At 59.6% G+C, this 15,523-nt stretch carries 12 protein-coding genes; 6 read left to right on the plus strand and 6 right to left on the minus strand.

What is annotated here, in order from left to right:
• Positions 1–4 precede the first annotated feature (4 nt).
• Positions 5–481 (plus strand): tetratricopeptide repeat protein, encoded by a 477-nt coding sequence (locus MWU54_RS12110; protein ID WP_247083902.1) that lies wholly within the window; start codon positions 5–7, stop codon positions 479–481.
• Positions 482–656: 175 nt separating this feature from the next.
• Positions 657–2,315 carry an AIPR family protein gene (locus tag MWU54_RS12115; protein ID WP_247083904.1) on the plus strand — a complete coding sequence of 553 codons (1,659 nt, stop codon included), beginning with the start codon at positions 657–659 and terminating at the stop codon, positions 2,313–2,315.
• A 739-nt stretch (positions 2,316–3,054) separates the two neighbouring features.
• On the opposite strand, the gene dctP is transcribed toward MWU54_RS12115, so the two are convergent.
• The 6 genes from dctP to MWU54_RS12145 form a co-directional block, all read right to left on the minus strand.
• The gene (gene dctP, locus MWU54_RS12120; protein ID WP_247083906.1) at positions 3,055–4,113 is read right to left on the minus strand and encodes a TRAP transporter substrate-binding protein DctP; all 1,059 of its coding nucleotides are present in this window, start codon (positions 4,111–4,113) and stop codon (positions 3,055–3,057) included.
• A 59-nt stretch (positions 4,114–4,172) separates the two neighbouring features.
• Positions 4,173–5,462, minus strand: coding sequence for a TRAP transporter large permease (locus MWU54_RS12125; RefSeq protein ID WP_247083908.1), 1,290 nt, complete (start codon positions 5,460–5,462; stop codon positions 4,173–4,175).
• 4 nt (positions 5,463–5,466) lie between these two features.
• Positions 5,467–6,045, minus strand: a complete 579-nt coding sequence (locus tag MWU54_RS12130; protein WP_247083910.1) for a TRAP transporter small permease — start codon at positions 6,043–6,045, stop codon at positions 5,467–5,469.
• A 78-nt stretch (positions 6,046–6,123) separates the two neighbouring features.
• Positions 6,124–6,621 (minus strand): flavin reductase family protein, encoded by a 498-nt coding sequence (locus MWU54_RS12135; RefSeq protein ID WP_247084056.1) that lies wholly within the window; start codon positions 6,619–6,621, stop codon positions 6,124–6,126.
• 16 nt (positions 6,622–6,637) lie between these two features.
• Entirely contained in the window at positions 6,638–7,525 is an 888-nt protein-coding gene (locus tag MWU54_RS12140; protein WP_247083912.1) for an aldo/keto reductase, read from the minus strand.
• Positions 7,526–7,634: 109 nt separating this feature from the next.
• Positions 7,635–8,789 carry an LLM class flavin-dependent oxidoreductase gene (locus tag MWU54_RS12145; RefSeq protein WP_247083914.1) on the minus strand — a complete coding sequence of 385 codons (1,155 nt, stop codon included), beginning with the start codon at positions 8,787–8,789 and terminating at the stop codon, positions 7,635–7,637.
• A 62-nt stretch (positions 8,790–8,851) separates the two neighbouring features.
• Here MWU54_RS12145 and MWU54_RS12150 point away from each other — a divergent pair, with 62 nt between their 5' ends.
• The 4 genes from MWU54_RS12150 (at position 8,852) to MWU54_RS12165 (ending at position 15,475) form a co-directional block, all read left to right on the plus strand.
• Positions 8,852–9,577, plus strand: coding sequence for a GntR family transcriptional regulator (locus MWU54_RS12150; RefSeq protein WP_348647647.1), 726 nt, complete (start codon positions 8,852–8,854; stop codon positions 9,575–9,577).
• 9 nt (positions 9,578–9,586) lie between these two features.
• Positions 9,587–10,678, plus strand: a complete 1,092-nt coding sequence (locus MWU54_RS12155; RefSeq protein ID WP_247083916.1) for a Gfo/Idh/MocA family oxidoreductase — start codon at positions 9,587–9,589, stop codon at positions 10,676–10,678.
• 303 nt (positions 10,679–10,981) lie between these two features.
• Positions 10,982–14,059 carry an Ig-like domain-containing protein gene (locus MWU54_RS12160; protein ID WP_247083918.1) on the plus strand — a complete coding sequence of 1,026 codons (3,078 nt, stop codon included), beginning with the start codon at positions 10,982–10,984 and terminating at the stop codon, positions 14,057–14,059.
• 84 nt (positions 14,060–14,143) lie between these two features.
• The gene (locus tag MWU54_RS12165; protein ID WP_247083920.1) at positions 14,144–15,475 is read left to right on the plus strand and encodes a TolC family protein; all 1,332 of its coding nucleotides are present in this window, start codon (positions 14,144–14,146) and stop codon (positions 15,473–15,475) included.
• The last annotated feature ends 48 nt before the right edge of the window (positions 15,476–15,523 follow it).

A 15,523-nucleotide genomic window follows, 5' to 3' on the forward strand; every position in this document is an offset into this window, starting at 1 on the left:
CGATATGACCTTTCTTCGCCCGCTTGCCCTGTGCCTCTGCCTCGCCACGCCCGCGCTGGCCGACATCGAAGACGCGCGCGACCTGATGGAAGAGGGCCGCTTTGAAGAGGCCCGCGAGGCCCTCTGGCCCGCCGCCCGTTCGGGAAATGCCGAGGCCGAGGAACTCATCGGCGTCATGTACGCGCTGGGCCTCGGGGTCGAGCAAGACTACGTCCGCGCCTTCGACTGGTACCTGCGCGCCGCCATGAAGGGTCACGCGGGCGCGCAATCGGGCATCGGTTGGTACTACGAGACGGGCTTGGGCCTGCCCGCCCCCGATCTGGTCCGCGCGTTCCTCTGGTATCAACTCAGCACCATAGGCGGAGACCCCGACGCCGCGATCTCGGTCGAGGAAGTGGTCAAGAAAATGACGCCGGAACAAATCGAACATGCGCAAACGCTCGTGGATGACTACAGGGTCTGGCTCTACCCGTTTCGATGAGTGTTGCGGATTGCTCTAGCAGGGGCAAGTGGCGGGAATGTGGCGTAGCATTATCGGGTATTGACCCGCAGTAGATTGTAACATGATCTTATTGTAACCGAGCCCTAATGACCATAAGCGAGGTGATGAATTGTCGAGCCTAAAAGTCCGCCAGATTCAATCCAAACTGCGAAACATGTTCGAGGAGCATCTCGACCTAACGGGCATTTCTGAGACTGATGCGCAACGCGACGTGAAGATACTAACTCGTTGTCTGGCCGCTTTCGCAGTTTACTTATCCACAGGATGTACCACCTCAGAGGCTGCGAATTCTGTTTGGGACGGTAGTGATGACAATGGGATCGATGCGGCATATTTCGATCCTGAAGAAAGACAGGTCGTGGTTGTCCAGTCCAAGTGGATACAATCTGGCACCGGTGAACCAGAGGCGAGTTCAGTATCGACTTTTGCAGACGGTGTGAGAGATTTAGTTGAAAACGCGATAGATAGTTTCGCGGAGCGTTTACACGATAAAGTAATGTCCATTTCCGAAGCGCTGATGCAACCCGGAACAACAATTCGCCTAGTTGTTGTATCCACTGGGTCAAGCGAACTCGCGGAACACGGAACGCGAAAACTAGATCGTCTCACTTCCGAACTGAACGATGGTGAAGACGATGGCATAGCCACGAGCACGGTCTATGGTATGGCCGAAGTCTTTGCGGGTCTGGCCTCAGACGCCAATGTCGGCCAAATCACTCTTGCGGCAACTCTTTTGGATTGGTCCAGAGTCACTCATCCTCACCGGGCGTATGTTGGTATTATCGACGGAAGCCAGTTGAAATCTTGGTGGCACAGCCACGGCAAAAGGATCGTAGCAAAGAACATTCGTTATGCATTAGGCGATACTGACGTCAACATTCAGATTAGGGCCACCGCAGAGACCGCGCCGGAAGACTTCTGGTATTTCCACAATGGTATCACGCTTATCGCGGACAAGGCCTCCCGCGCGCCTAGCGCGTCGTCTTCCCATGCGTCAGGGAACTTCGAGTTTCGTGGGGCTTCAATCGTAAACGGCGCACAAACCGTTAGCACCTTGGCAAAGGTAGAGGACGACGAAGCTCTAGGCAGCGTACGTGTTTCAATGCGAGTTATCCTGTTGGATGAGGCACCCGAAGACTTTGGTTCCAGTGTTACAAGAACTAATAACCTTCAGAATCGAGTTGAAGGACGCGATTTTGTATCTCGGGATCCCGAGCAGGATAGAATTCGTGGGGAAATGTCGCTGGAGCAAGTTGACTACCAGATCCATCGCAGCGAGGATTTTGTACCCACCGCTCTTTCTTGTGACCTTATTGAAGTTACAACGGCGTTAGCTTGCGCGTCCTCTGAGCCGTCTCACTCCGTAGCGGCAAAAACCGGTATTGGTCGATTTTACAACGATTTGTCTCGGGCTCCGTACAAATCGATTTTTAATGCGAGAACCTCTGGGGCAAGAGCTTTCAACGCTGTTCGCGTGTTACGTGCTGTCGACGAATGGATTAGTGAACGCAAGTCGCAGGCCGATCGCCGAAGTGGGTATTCATGGGGTTTATTGGTCCACGGCAACCGAGCTATTGCGGCTTCCGTCTTTGAAAGGCTTGGAATGGCTATGCTTGACCAACCCATTTCGGAGTTTCCGGATGACTACGAAACAATAGTTTATCGGGTCTGTGATGAGGTTTACCCGGTCATGCTTAATCATCTTGAAACGGATTTCCCGAACAAGGCTCTAGCAGTGCTTTTCAAAGGGCCAACAAACTGTAAGGCAATATATGAATCGGTTTCCACTCAGCTTGCTGAGGCGCGGGCCTAGAGCGCGAAACAGCGGGCGCAAGCCCGCCGCGCATCGCCGACGCGCCCCAACGCGGCGGCGATTTGGATGGGGCAGGGCACTGGTCCGACCATCTTCGGATTTGGCAGACATAAACCAAGAAGCTCCACCATTCGGATCGCCCCCGCGCGCGTCGGCGATGCGCGGCGCGTCCCAAGCGGGTGTCCGAGCCTTCGAAGGCTCGGGGACGTCTTTTCGAAAAGACGTGCCACCGCGCGGTGTATATCGAAGGTGTTAACCACCCATCCCCCATACCCCAGCCCACAAAGCGCTTTGAGCGGGAAGGGTCACTCCCATGCCGCGACACCAACTGACTCGCGAGGTTTGCGAATAACAAATATCGTGTATTGCCAATGTCCCGAAAGCGCGTAGCGCGGCAGGGTATTGGCGATCCATGATTTCGCAAAACTCGCAACTTTCTCTCTGATGCCGGAAGGTTGGCCATGAGAGACCGGTCTCCGAACAGGCTTGGGTCTCCCCCAAGTACAGGCCCCGCGTTGAATCGCGGATACAGAGGGAAACCGTCAGACCCATAAGGGCGGCGCCGCTTCTTCTCTACCAACACAGGCCGCCGGGCAAATGCCCGGCCTACAAGAAACCCCCAACTGGCAGAGCAGGCTCTGACCGGTCCAAACGCGTAGGCCGGGCTTCAGCCCGGCACCCGCCAACAAAAAAGGCCCCGAGGTGTCCCCCGGGGCCACTCTTTCGCGTGAAAGAACCCTTAGTTCAGGTCCGCCTCATAGGCCGCACCCAGTTCAGCCTCGGCTTCCTCGACCGCCTTGGTCAGCGCCTCGTAAATCTCAGGGCCGCCATCAACATTCTCCTGGAACCAGTCAAACACCGGCGCCGCCGCCTCGCGGAAGGCCGCCTTTTCCTCGGGCGTCGGCACATACAGATCCCCGCCACCGGCGACGAACTCTTCATAGGCCGCAATCGACTTGCGCTTGGGCGAGGCGAATGTCGCCTGCTGCAACGCATAGAACCCGTCCGCCACAACGCGGCGCAGGTCTTCGGGCAGGCCCAGGAACTTTTCGTTGTTCATCACCCAGATCGCCCCCATGTAGGCGTGACCGTCCAGGGTGACGTACTGCAGACCCGCATCCGGGAACTTCATGCCCATGATGTCGGTGATGCCGTTCTTCGATCCGTCAACCACACCCGTCTGGAACGAGGTGAACAGCTCCGGCCAGGAAATCGGCGTCGGGGCAGCACCCAGCGCCTTCACCACTTCCTGCGGCAGGTCGGCGACCACGGTGCGGATCTTGAGACCTTCGAGGTCAGACGGCATCTGCACCCGACGTTGCGTGTTGGCAAAGTTGCGCCAGCCGCCGGTGTTGCCGATGGTCATGATGCGGATCGTGTCGCCCGAGTCCTCCAGCGCCATGTCACGCATCGTGCGGGTGAAATCGCCCGATAGCACGTGCTCGGCCACGCGGTCATCCGACATCAGATACGGCAGGTCCAGAACCTGCACGTAAGGGAAGATGCCAGCCGCACCGCCCGAGGTTGTCACGAACACGTCGATGGACCCGTCCGAGACACCTTGCAGACATTCCGCACCGCCCGAACACAGCTGTGTACCGATGAAGAGCTCCACCGCGATGCGCCCGTTCGAGGCGTTCTCGACATGGTTCTTGAAGACGACGAGACCGTCATAGTCCTCGTCATTCTCGTTCGAGTTGGCTGTGGCCCGGATCGTGAAATCCTGCGCTGCAGCGGTGATGGCGCTTCCCGCCAATAGCGCGGCTGTCAGTGCCGCTGTTGTCAGACCTTTGAGCATTTGGTTCTCCCTGTCGCTTCTATTTTGGTCAGTTACACGGGCCATGTGACCCGCAGGTGTCAGTCCGCAAACCCGGTGAGGCGCGGGATGGTCATGGATATTTCGGGAATGAAGGTGATGAGGAAAATCACCACGATCTCGATGGCAAGGAACGGCAGGATCGCTTTTGAGATCGTCTCCACCCGTTCGCCCGAGACCGAGGAGGCGACGAAGAGCACAAGCCCCATTGGCGGTGTGGCCAGTCCCACGGTCAGGTTCACCGACATGATGATCGCAAAGTGAATCGGATCGACACCCAGATCGACAAAGATCGGCCCGAGGATCGGCCCCAGGATGATGATCGCAGGCCCGGCGTCGAGGAACATGCCGACGACGAACAAAAGCAGGTTGATCAGGAACAGCAGGATCAACGGGTTCTCGCTTAGCCCCAGTACAAACTCGGCCAGAATCTCGGGCGTGTGCGACAGTGACACGACCGTCTTGAACGCCATCGCCGCCCCGACCAACAGCAGCACCGTCGCAGATGTCATCGCGGCGCGCATCAGCACATCGGGCAGGTCGCGCAGTTTCAGGGTGTTCAGCACGAACATCCCCACGATGATCGCATAGGCCACCGCCACCGCCGCTGCCTCGGTTGGCGTGAAGACACCGGCCAGAATGCCACCGAGGATGATCACCGGGGTCATGAGTGGGAAGAACGCCTTGAGCGACGCTTGCCCGCGCTCGCCCCAGCTTGCCTTGCCGCGCGACGCCGGGAAGTCGTACCGATCCGCCTGCCAGCGCACCATCAACATCAGCCCGACACCCACAAGGATCCCCGGCACAATGCCTGCCAGGAACAGCGCGGCGACGCTTTCCCCCATGACATAGGCGTAGATGATCATGATGCCCGAGGGTGGAATGATCGGGCCAATCACCGAAGACGCGGCCGTGATCGCGGCGGCAAATTTACGGGTGTAGCCCTCTTTCTCCATCGCCGGGATCAGCATCGACCCCAGTGCCGAGGTGTCGGCAACAGCAGAGCCTGACAAACCCGCAAACAGCATTGAAGACAACACGTTCACATGCGCCAGACCGCCCCGGAAATGGCCCATCATGGCTTGCGAAAATTCCACCAGCCGCATCGTGATGCCGCCGCGGTTCATTAACTCGCCCGCCAGCATGAAGAACGGGATCGCCATGAGTGGGAACGACGCCATGCCGTTATAGACGTTGCGATAGAGCAGGATCAGGTCACGTTCCTGACCGTTGAGCCAAAGCATGATGCCCGGCGCGGCCAGCATGCCGAAAAACACCGGCAGGCCGATCATCAGGAACAGCAGAAAGAGCGGAAGGAACCAAACCAGCATGTCGTCACTCCGCCTGTAATTCTGAATCGAGAAGGGATCGAAGATGCGCTTCGCCACCCAACAGCGTGATCACCGCGCGCAGGATCAATTCGATATTGACCACCAGCAATAGGCACAGACCGGTCACAAGCGACGCGATCTGCCAGCTGTTTGGCATTTTCTCCCATCCGTCAGTGGTGGGGTAATACAGGGATGCGCTTTTGAACTTGCCCGCAAGGCTGGTCATTTCGCCAAGGCCCATCTGAGCCCCGATAAACAGCACGCCGCCCGAAATCACGAGAAGGATCAGGCTCAGGATCGTTCCCGGCAGCTTTGGAAGCGCGCCCGAGATAATCTCCAACGCCACGAACCCGCCGCGCCGATAGGCCGATGGCGCAATCGCGGCCGTCATCCAGAGCATGAGAAAAATGGCCAGCTCTTCGGGCCAGGGCAGGGCGTTGCCCAGAATATAGCGGAAAAACACCTGCAGAAGGATCGCCACGACCATCAGCCCGATGGCCAGAACGGCAATCCAGCGCCCGATCCTCAGCACGATATCCAGCACAGTTTCCAATGGCCTGAGCAGCCAAAGCAATGCGGCCATGACTGGCCTCCTCCCTATCCCAATCGCCCTGTTTTCCGGCGACGGACCCCGTTTTGTTATTTATGTCATCGGGGCCGGTTATGACGTTTGCGCAAATCCTCCGTAGCATCCTCCGTGAAACAACAGCGGCGCGCCGGGTCGGGTGCTGGCGCGGGTAACCCGGGCGATCACAACCGAATGGTCGCCGCCATCATGTTCCGCGACTTTCGTGCATTCGAACCGGCTCAGACAGCCGTTGAGCAGTGGCACATTGTTCAGCCCGACCTCCCAATCGAACTGATCAAACGGATCGCCCTGCCGTGCGAAGGCGCTGCACATTGCAGCTTGCTCTGCGCCCATGACGTGGATCGCAAAATGATCGGCGGCCATGAAGAACGGGTAGCGGGTCGACGACTTCGCAGGCGACCACAGCACCAGCGGCGGGTCGAGCGACACGCTGGCAAAGCTGTTGGCGGTGATGCCCAAAGGCCCTGTCGACGTGTTGCATGTGATGACCGTGACCCCGGTCGCGAACTGCCCCAACGCGTCGCGAAAGGCGCGGGCATTTTCGAGCGACGGATCGAAGCTGTGGGTCATATCGGTCATATTGTCCTCAGGCGACTTCGCGGCCAAGGGCGTGGGTATAGAGGTCAAACCATGTCTCCCGGTCGATCTGGACCTTTGCAGCATCGCCGATGCGTTTGATGCGGTCCAGATTATTGGTGCCGAGGACAGGTAGAATGCGCGACGGATGTGCCAAGAGCCACGCAATCGCAACAGCCGCTTCATCGACGCCTTTTGCATCGCCGATCTGCGTGAGCGCCGCGCGCAGTTTGGCGTTGTCCGCGTCAAACAGGGCACCGCCGCCCAGCGGGGACCACGCCATCGGCGGTTGGCCGTTCATCTGGTGAAACGCGATGTCGCCATTGGTGAAGGGGGCGTGATGCAGCAGGCTGATCTCGATCTGGTTGGTGACCAGCTTGGTCTTCATGCCCGATTGCAGCAGATCCCAATCATAGGGCCGGAAGTTTGACACGCCAACCGCGCGGACTTTGCCGGATTGGACGATGTCATCCAGCGCCGCACCGGTTTCATGGTGGTCCATCAGAGGATCGGGGCGGTGGATGAGCAGCAGGTCAATGTGGTCGATCTTCATCAACCGCAGGGAATGATCGACCGACGCCAAGATATGCGCGCGGCTTGTATCGTAGTATTTAACCTTTGCGTCGGCATAGCGGCCGGCAGGGGCCACGATATCGCATTTTGTGACAATCTCGATCCGGTTGCGCAGCTCGGGTGTGAGCGCGTTGCCCATGATTTCTTCGGCGGCGTAGCCGCCATAAATATCGGCCTGATCCATCGTGGTGATGCCCTGATCCAGGCAGGCGCTGATCTTGTTCTGGATGTGACCCGCGCTGGTGTCGGCGTCATCGCCAAGGCGCCACATGCCGTAGACAAGGCGGCTCAGGTCAAGGTGGTCGTTGAAAGTTACGCGATCCATGCTGATCCCTTCGGCATTGGATTGGTGTTTGTGTTCATATCGCCGAACAGATTCTTCGGAGAAGAATCTGGGCGCTCAAAATTAAATTCTGGTGACTTTTCGTGGCGCATCAGCGACGCACCCCCGCACCAAGCGGTGTCAGTGGGGTGCTCTCGGGCACCCGACCATAGGCTTCGGGCAATGAGCACGTTTTCATATGCGGCAACACCCGGCTGCCGAAATGGCGGCATTCGTCGATATGCGGATAGCCTGACAGGATAAACGCGCGGATGCCCATTTTCTGGTACGCTTCCAGTTCGGACAGCACCTGATCGGTCGATCCAACCAAAGCCGCCCCACAGCCCGACCGCGCCCGCCCCACACCGGTCCAGAGATGCGGTTCGATGAACCCCTCCATATCCGCCAGATCCCGGTTCCTCGCCTGGTGCGACACACCCAGTGATCCGGCGTCCAACGCGCGTTCGCGGATTGTTTTGCCCTGCTCATCATCCAGCTTTGACACGATATGTTCCGCGTATTCGCGCGCCTCGGCCTCGGTGTCGCGCACGATCACATGCACCCGCAGGCCATAATCCAGCGTCCGGTTGTAGCGTTCGGCCACCGCGTTCACGTCTGTCATGCGCTGGGCCAGCGCCTCTTTTTGCTCGGGCCACATCAGGTAGACGTCGCAATGCTGGCCGCACAGCTCCAGCGCGGCAGGGGAGTACCCGCCGAAATACAAAAGCGGCCCGCCGGTCTGGTAGGGGCGCACGGGATCGGTGGTCAGGCCTTTGAACGTGTAGACCTCGCCTTCGTAATTGATCTCTTCCTGCGTCCACGCCTGTTTGAGGATCTCCACCACCTCGCGGGATCGTTGGTAGCGGAACGCGCTGTCTTCTTTTTCGCCGGGAAAGTCGGACGAGATGATGTTCACCGTCAGCCGCCCTTCCAGCATGTGGTCCAGCGTCGCGATGGTGCGGGCCAGCATGATGGGTTGCACTTCGCCGCAGCGCACGGCGGCGAGCATGTTGATGCGGTCGGTGATCGGTGCGCAGCCCGCGACGAAACTCAATGTGTCCTGACCCACCTGATAGGACGAGGGGCACAGGATATTGCGAAAGCCCTGTGCCTCGGCCTCGCGTACGATGTCTGAACAATGCGCCCAGCTTGAGCGCAGCTTGCCGTCCGGCACACCCAGAAATTCGTAATCGTCCGAACACAATGCCGAAAACCATGACACCTCGGCCGCATCCATATCAGGAGAGGTGATGGGGACGATGGTCATAAAGGTGTCTCCGGCAGACATGATTTCCTCTTGCGTAACACCCGCATTGATGTAGATCAATAGTGTATCAATTTTTGGTGCCCGAAATGCCCGACACCCACGCCCTGCCGAAATTCGTTCAGATCAGCGAGCTTCTGATCCGCGATATTCAGGCCGGGCGATTGGTTGATGGAGAGCGCCTGCCGCCCGAGCGGGACATGGCGGCGCGCCTGGGGATTTCTGTCGGCACGTTGCGCAAATCGCTGGATGAACTGACCGCGCTGGGCCTGCTGGAGCGGGTGCAGGGGTCTGGCAACTATGTGTGCGCACAAGAGGATACGCAATCGGTCTATGCGTTTTTCCGGGTGGAGCTGTTGGACGGCGGCGGGTTGCCTACGGCAGAGCTGTTGTCGGTGGATCGCCTGCCCAAGCCGGATGGCCTGCCGCAATTCGGGCGCAGTGCTGAGGGGCATCGCATCCGGCGCTTGCGGCGGCTCAATGGCGTGCCTGCGGTGCTGGAAGAGATCTGGCTTGATGGGTCGTACACCGAAGCCATTGATGCCGATGCGCTGCGGGAATCGCTGTACCTCTATTACCGCGAGTCGCTGGGGCTTTGGATCACCAAGGCCGAGGACCGGCTGGACCTGTCCACTGTTCCCGACTGGGCACCCCCTGCATTTGGCCGCGACCCGGCGCAGCCGTGTATGCGCGCCACGCGTATCAGCTATGGCCCCGATGGCAGTTCGGCCGAGGCGTCTTGGAACTGGATCAACACAGACGTCGCGACCTATGTCGCGCGCATCACCTGAAGGACGACCATGGACATCATCAATTACGGCATCATCGGATGCGGCATGATGGGGCAGGAGCACCTGCGCAATATCGCGTTGCTGGAGGGCGCGCGGGTGGCGGCGATCTATGAGCCGGACGAGATCATGGCGAACGCGGCCAAGGCGATTGCGCCGAATGCGCAGCTTTGTGCGTCGCTGGACGAGCTGCTGACCCGCGATGATCTGGACTGCCTTCTGGTCGCAAGTCCAAACCATTGCCATGTCGATGCGTTAGAGCAGATCGCGGACACCAATCCACTGCCGCTGCTGATGGAAAAACCGCTCTATACCCATCCGGTGGATATCGCGCGGGTCGAGGCGATCGCGGGCAGTTATGCGTCACCGATCTGGGTTGCGATGGAATACCGCTACATGCCGCCGATCCAGACGCTGATTGACGAGGTGCAGCGCGCGACCGGTGGGGTGAAGATGCTCACCATCCGCGAACACCGCTTTCCGTTCCTGCCCAAGGTTGGCGACTGGAACCGGTTCAACCGCAACACCGGGGGCACGCTGGTTGAGAAATGTTGTCATTTTTTTGACCTGATGCGCCTGATCCTGCGCTCTGATCCGGTGCGGATTTCGGCCAGCGCGGGGCAGGAGGTCAACCATCTGGACGAAACCTATGGTGGCGAGGTGCCGGACATTTGGGACAGCGGATATGTCATGATCGACTTTGCCAATGGCGCGCGAGCGATGCTGGAACTGTGTATGTACGCCGAAGGCGCGCGCTATCAAGAGGAGATCAGCGCCGTCGGTCCGCACGGTAAGATTGAGGCATTTGTGCCGGGGCCGGGTCGGTTCTGGCCCACGCATCTTGGAGTGCCGCCGGTTGCGCAGGTGATTGTCAGCCCGCGCCACCCCAAGGGACCGCAAGCGGTCGAGATCCCCGTTGACCCCACCCTTCTGGATGCCGGTGATCATAACGGGTCGACCTTTTACCAGCACGTCAAGTTCCTTGATTTGGTGCGGAAAGGCGGCGTTCCGGAGGTCACACTCGGGGATGGCGCCTGGGCGGTTCGCATGGGGATGGCGGCGCAAAATTCTGCGCGAACTCAGAGTGTCGTTGCCACGTTTTGAACACAATTCGACCGTAATTTTCACGCAACACTCTGCTAGCGCGGGGAAAAATTCGAATCATTCCCAAAAATCGTGCTTTGCGATGCATGGTTTTTGAGCTACGCAAGTGTCAGAGCAAAAATAAGCCGAACCCAAAATTGGGCGGCGTTGAGGTAGAGCGGTGTTGTTATGAATGCGATTAATTTCGTTGTCCGTACCCCTGTGGGTGCGATCGAGCGTGGTGTAGTTGGTACGACTGATCAGGGCTTCCTGGTTGACGCTTCTGGCGGCCGCGAAATCTCTTTGAACCTTCATCGAACCGATATGCGCGGCTATGATCGCGCCGGGAACGATCTGCAGCTGACGCTGGCCGATGGCCGGGTGATCGTGCTGGAAGACTATTTCGAATCCGGGGGCGCCAGTCGCTTGTTCCTGAGCACCGATGGCGTGCTGAGCGAAGTGACCTTTGCCCAGGGGGATGGCGGGGTTCTTTACGCGCAATACGGGGATGTGTCGGCCTGGGGCAAATGGAGCCCGGACGACGCGCTGATTTTCTTTGACCGCGCCGAAGTGCTGGCAGCGGACATGGTTGTCGCGGATGGCGACGGCGGCGTATCTATGCTGGGTGCCGGGCTGCTGGCGGGGGGTAGCTTGTTGCCGCTTCTGGGTGCCGGCGCTGCGGTGGCAACCGGTGCGGCGGTTCTCGGCGGCGATGGTGACGGCGGCGGTGGCGGCGGGAGCCTTGTTGGTTCCGGCGGCGACGGCGGTGGTCCCAAGACCCCCACGGTGGACGACGCGGAATACGTCATCGGCGGTGACGGCCTGACAGAAGAGGACCGCAGCGTTCTGGTTAGCGGGACCGCGAACGAGGGCGACATGGTTGTCGTCACGATTGGCGACAAGACACAGACAACGACCACAGGGTCGGACGGAAACTGGGACGTCGTCTTTGAAGGCCCGAACTTCCCGGCGGACGGGGAATACGTGGCTGACGTGGTCATCACCGGCGAGGTTGATGTCACGCTCACCGGGCCGACGATTGTTATCGATACAACGCCGCCGCCTGTTGTCATCACCAGCGGCACAACCGCATCCGGCGACATTGTCACGGAAAGCGAATTTGACGCGGGCGTGACCATCACCGGCACCACGGAAATCGGGGCCTCGGTTGTTCTGATCGCGGGTGGCGTCAGCCATGTCTGCGACGTGGATGCGCAGGGCAACTGGAGCGTGACGCTGTCTAGCTCGACCTTCGAGCGGGGCGAATACATTTCCGATATTTCGGTTGTCGCGACAGACAGTTTTGGCAACTCCACCACCATCACCGACGGTGTTGAGATTGACACCGTGTCCGGTGTGACAGTCAACACAACCATCATCGAGACCGACGGCATCATCAATGCCGACGAGCGCACCGATGGCGTTGAAATCACAGGCACAACCGACATTGGATCGTCCGTGGTTGTCGAGATGAACGGCTTTACCCGTCAGGCAACAGTCGATGCGAATGGCAACTGGACGGTGACCTTCAGCGCGACGGAAATTCCGCTGGGTGAACAAGACCTTACCATCAATGCGGCCGCGACGGACGAAGTGGGCAACATCAGCACCACATCGGGCGATGTGCGCCTTGATACGCTGGTGCGCAACTTTGACATCACCAGCCAGGCGGGTGGCGCAGATGGCGTTGTGAACGCCGAAGAAGCGTCGCAGGGCATGACCGTCACCGGCACAACCGAGATTGGCGCAAGCGTGACTGTGACGCTGGGTGGCGTGTCTCGTGAGGCCAGCGTTGACGCGTCGGGCAACTGGACCGTGACTTACCTGTCCGGTGAACTGCCATCCGGTGAGCAATCCGCAATCCTGAGCGCAAGTTCGACCGATATCGCGGGCAACACGGCTGTTGAAACGCGCACGGTGATCTTTGACACCGATGCAGGCCTGCTGACGATCAGCCCCGAACCCATCGAAATGGATGACGTCGTCAACGAGGCGGAAGCGTCCGACGGCGTGATCATCACCGGGACATCGACCCCCAATGCGATTGTGGATGTCACGTTGGACGGTGTGTCCAAGACGGTTCAGACCGATGGCTTTGGCGTCTGGCGCGCGAACTACATGGCGGGCGAAATCCGTCCCGGCGAATACGAAGCGCAGATCACGGCCTACACCGTGGATGCGGCGGGCAATGAACTGACCCGGACCGATACGGTCATGGTCGACACGTTTGTGCGCAACTTCGCCGTCAGCGCGAACCCGGTGACAGCCGACAACATCGTCAACGATGCCGAGCAAAACGGCGGTGTGACCCTCACGGGCACAACCGAACCGGGTGGATCGGTGACCGTGGTTGTCGAAGGCATCACGCGGATTGCGAATGTGGATGCGGCGGGCAACTGGACCGTCAGCTACTCGGGTCTTGAGATCCCGGACGGCACCTACACCACCACGGCCCAGATCAGCACCGAAGATCGTGCGGGCAACACGGCGACCACCTCCAAGACTTTCCAGGTCGACACCGAGGTTGTGCCGCTGACCAGCACCAGCACACCCGGCGGCAGCGACGGTGTTGTTGGCGAGGCCGAAAGCGCGCAAGGCTTTACGTTGACCGGTCAGGTTGAGCAGGGCTCCAGCGTCACCGTCACCATCGGCGGGCAGGCGATGACGGCACAGGTCAGCGCAAGCGGCGCATGGTCGGTGGCGGTTCCATCAAGCGTGATCCCGGTTGTGAATGGCGAAAACGTGTCGATTGCCATTTCGGCGACAGACGCGGCGGGCAACACCAAGTCGATCACCGAAACGATGGTGGTGGACAACGTGGCCCCGGATGCACCGGACATGACGGCGATCACCCGCGAGGGCACGCAGTCGGTGCGCGGTATCTTCCTTGAAAGCTCGGACCACGATATTGCGATTGATAAGGTCAGCGGATCGGGTGGTTTCGGCCAGCCGCAATCCGTGGGCTTCAGCGAATTTGAAAATCCGAACTCGGGTGAAACGCAGTACACGTTCAATCAGGTTGTGCCGGACGGGTCCGACCTTGTGGTCACCGCAACAGACAGCGCGGGTAACATGACCGGGACGTATATCGTGGTCGACAACCCGAACACCAGCCAGTCCAACGTGACATTGGCGGGCAATATCGGCGGTCACGAGATCAAGGCCATTGATCTTAACTTCACCGAGGAAGCCACTCTGACGATCACCGAAGCGCAGATCGTCGCGCTGGCAGGCGAGACGAACGAAGTTCGGATTTCCGGCAACTCGGACGACGCGGTGCGCATCACGGGTGCAACGCGCACAGGCAGCCGTGTTGAGGATGGCGACAACTACAACGTCTATGATCTGGGCGATGCAACCGTTCTGATCGATGACGAAATCACAAACGTAACGACGATTTAACGAGGTAAGACCAGTTCGGGCCACGTGTATTGGTGGCCCGAGCCCCGACAATAAAAAACAGCTTCAAGCGGGGGCTCACACGACATGAGGCACAATAAAGGGGCCATTGCAGGTGCGGTGCTTGCGGTAACGGCTCTTTCGGGATGTATGCAGGATTTGGGGGACGGAACCGTGTCGCGGTTCCTTCAGGCGCAACCAGGTAAAGATGCGCCCACATCGGCCGAGACCAAGGCCGCCGCCCAAAAAGAGGTGTCACCGGACGAGGTGTCCCCCATCATTTCAGACCTGGCCGCGCGCAACAGCGTTCTGGTGGACGGGTCCCCCTATGCCAAGGTGGCCGCTGGTGTGCTGGCCGCAGATGCCCGCGTGGCAGAGGCAGAGCTTCATGTGGCGCAGCTTCGGGCCGAGGCGGCCTCAAAGAACTGGTTTCCAACGCTGTCGCCCCGCATTTCACTGACCTCGCTTGGGGATTTCGTGGCGGATCTGGTGATCCAGCAGGTGCTGTTTGATAACGGCCGCAAGAAAGCCGAGCGTGATCTGGCGAAGGCCGATGTCGAACTGGCCGCCGTTGCCTTGTCGGAAAGCAGCAATACCCGCGTCTATGACGGGTTGGTTCTGTATCTTCAGGCCGAAGAGGGTCGATCCGCGTCGCAGCTTTACGGTCAGGCGCTCAAGGACATGCGCCATTTCGAATGGGTTATGGATGAACGCGTCAAAGGTGGCGTGTCAGATTTCTCGGACCTGAATATCCTGCGGCAGAAGCTGGCGGATTTGCGGGCGCGCCATACGGCGGCGCAGGAAAAGACGAGCCGCGCGATTTCCGAACTGAACGCGATGTCGAGCACGGCGCTGGGTGACCTGCGTGGTCTGCGCGGTATGACGTCCACGCCGTCGGACACGTCGCTTGCGGTGCTTCGGGCGATGGTGGAACGCGACCAGCAGATCGCCGAGGCAAAGATCGCCCGCGCGCAGCATTTGCCGGGGCTTTCGGCAGGCGGGTCGGTGCGCGATGGCGGGCGGGGTATCACCCTGAATGCCGCCGCGGATCAGATGCTGGGGCTGGGCACGGGGGCATCGCTCAAGGCGATCGAGGCCACGAAGGTCACAGCCGACCGCAAGGTCACCGAAGCGCGCGATATCTCGAACCGGGCGGTTGAGGCTGATCGGCGCGCACTTGAGGCGCTGAAGCGGCAGGCGAACGAGGCCGTTGGCCTGCGCAAACAGGCCAAGTCCAACCTTGATCTGTTCCAGCGCCAGTATGAAGCGGGCACGCGGCAGGTGATGGATGTGGTTGGTGTTTACGAAACCTTCCTGCGCGCGCTCGAACGCGAACTGGACCTGACCTATCAGGCTGCCCGCGCAGAGCTGGACGCGGCCAAGCGCCTTGGCGTCCTTGCAGATGGAGCAAAGATTTGAGCAGCGTCAGCAATATCACCCTGTTGTCAGGGAAAGCCAAAGACGCGG

It is taken from the genome of Marivita sp. S6314, assembly GCF_023015985.1.
Classification (GTDB): Bacteria; Pseudomonadota; Alphaproteobacteria; order Rhodobacterales; family Rhodobacteraceae; genus Marivita.

Excerpts from the sequence above, each read along its gene's own strand:
- MWU54_RS12110 (WP_247083902.1), top strand. The coding sequence starts at position 5 with ATGACCTTTCTTCGCCCGCTTGCCCTGTGCCTCTGCCTCGCCACGCCC.
- MWU54_RS12115 (WP_247083904.1), top strand. The coding sequence starts at position 657 with ATGTTCGAGGAGCATCTCGACCTAACGGGCATTTCTGAGACTGATGCG.
- dctP (WP_247083906.1), bottom strand. The coding sequence starts at position 4,113 with ATGCTCAAAGGTCTGACAACAGCGGCACTGACAGCCGCGCTATTGGCG.
- MWU54_RS12125 (WP_247083908.1), bottom strand. The coding sequence starts at position 5,462 with ATGCTGGTTTGGTTCCTTCCGCTCTTTCTGCTGTTCCTGATGATCGGC.
- MWU54_RS12130 (WP_247083910.1), bottom strand. The coding sequence starts at position 6,045 with ATGGCCGCATTGCTTTGGCTGCTCAGGCCATTGGAAACTGTGCTGGAT.
- MWU54_RS12135 (WP_247084056.1), bottom strand. The coding sequence starts at position 6,621 with ATGACCCACAGCTTCGATCCGTCGCTCGAAAATGCCCGCGCCTTTCGC.
- MWU54_RS12140 (WP_247083912.1), bottom strand. The coding sequence starts at position 7,525 with ATGGATCGCGTAACTTTCAACGACCACCTTGACCTGAGCCGCCTTGTC.
- MWU54_RS12145 (WP_247083914.1), bottom strand. The coding sequence starts at position 8,789 with ATGACCATCGTCCCCATCACCTCTCCTGATATGGATGCGGCCGAGGTG.
- MWU54_RS12155 (WP_247083916.1), top strand. The coding sequence starts at position 9,587 with ATGGACATCATCAATTACGGCATCATCGGATGCGGCATGATGGGGCAG.
- MWU54_RS12160 (WP_247083918.1), top strand. The coding sequence starts at position 10,982 with ATGCGCGGCTATGATCGCGCCGGGAACGATCTGCAGCTGACGCTGGCC.
- MWU54_RS12165 (WP_247083920.1), top strand. The coding sequence starts at position 14,144 with ATGAGGCACAATAAAGGGGCCATTGCAGGTGCGGTGCTTGCGGTAACG.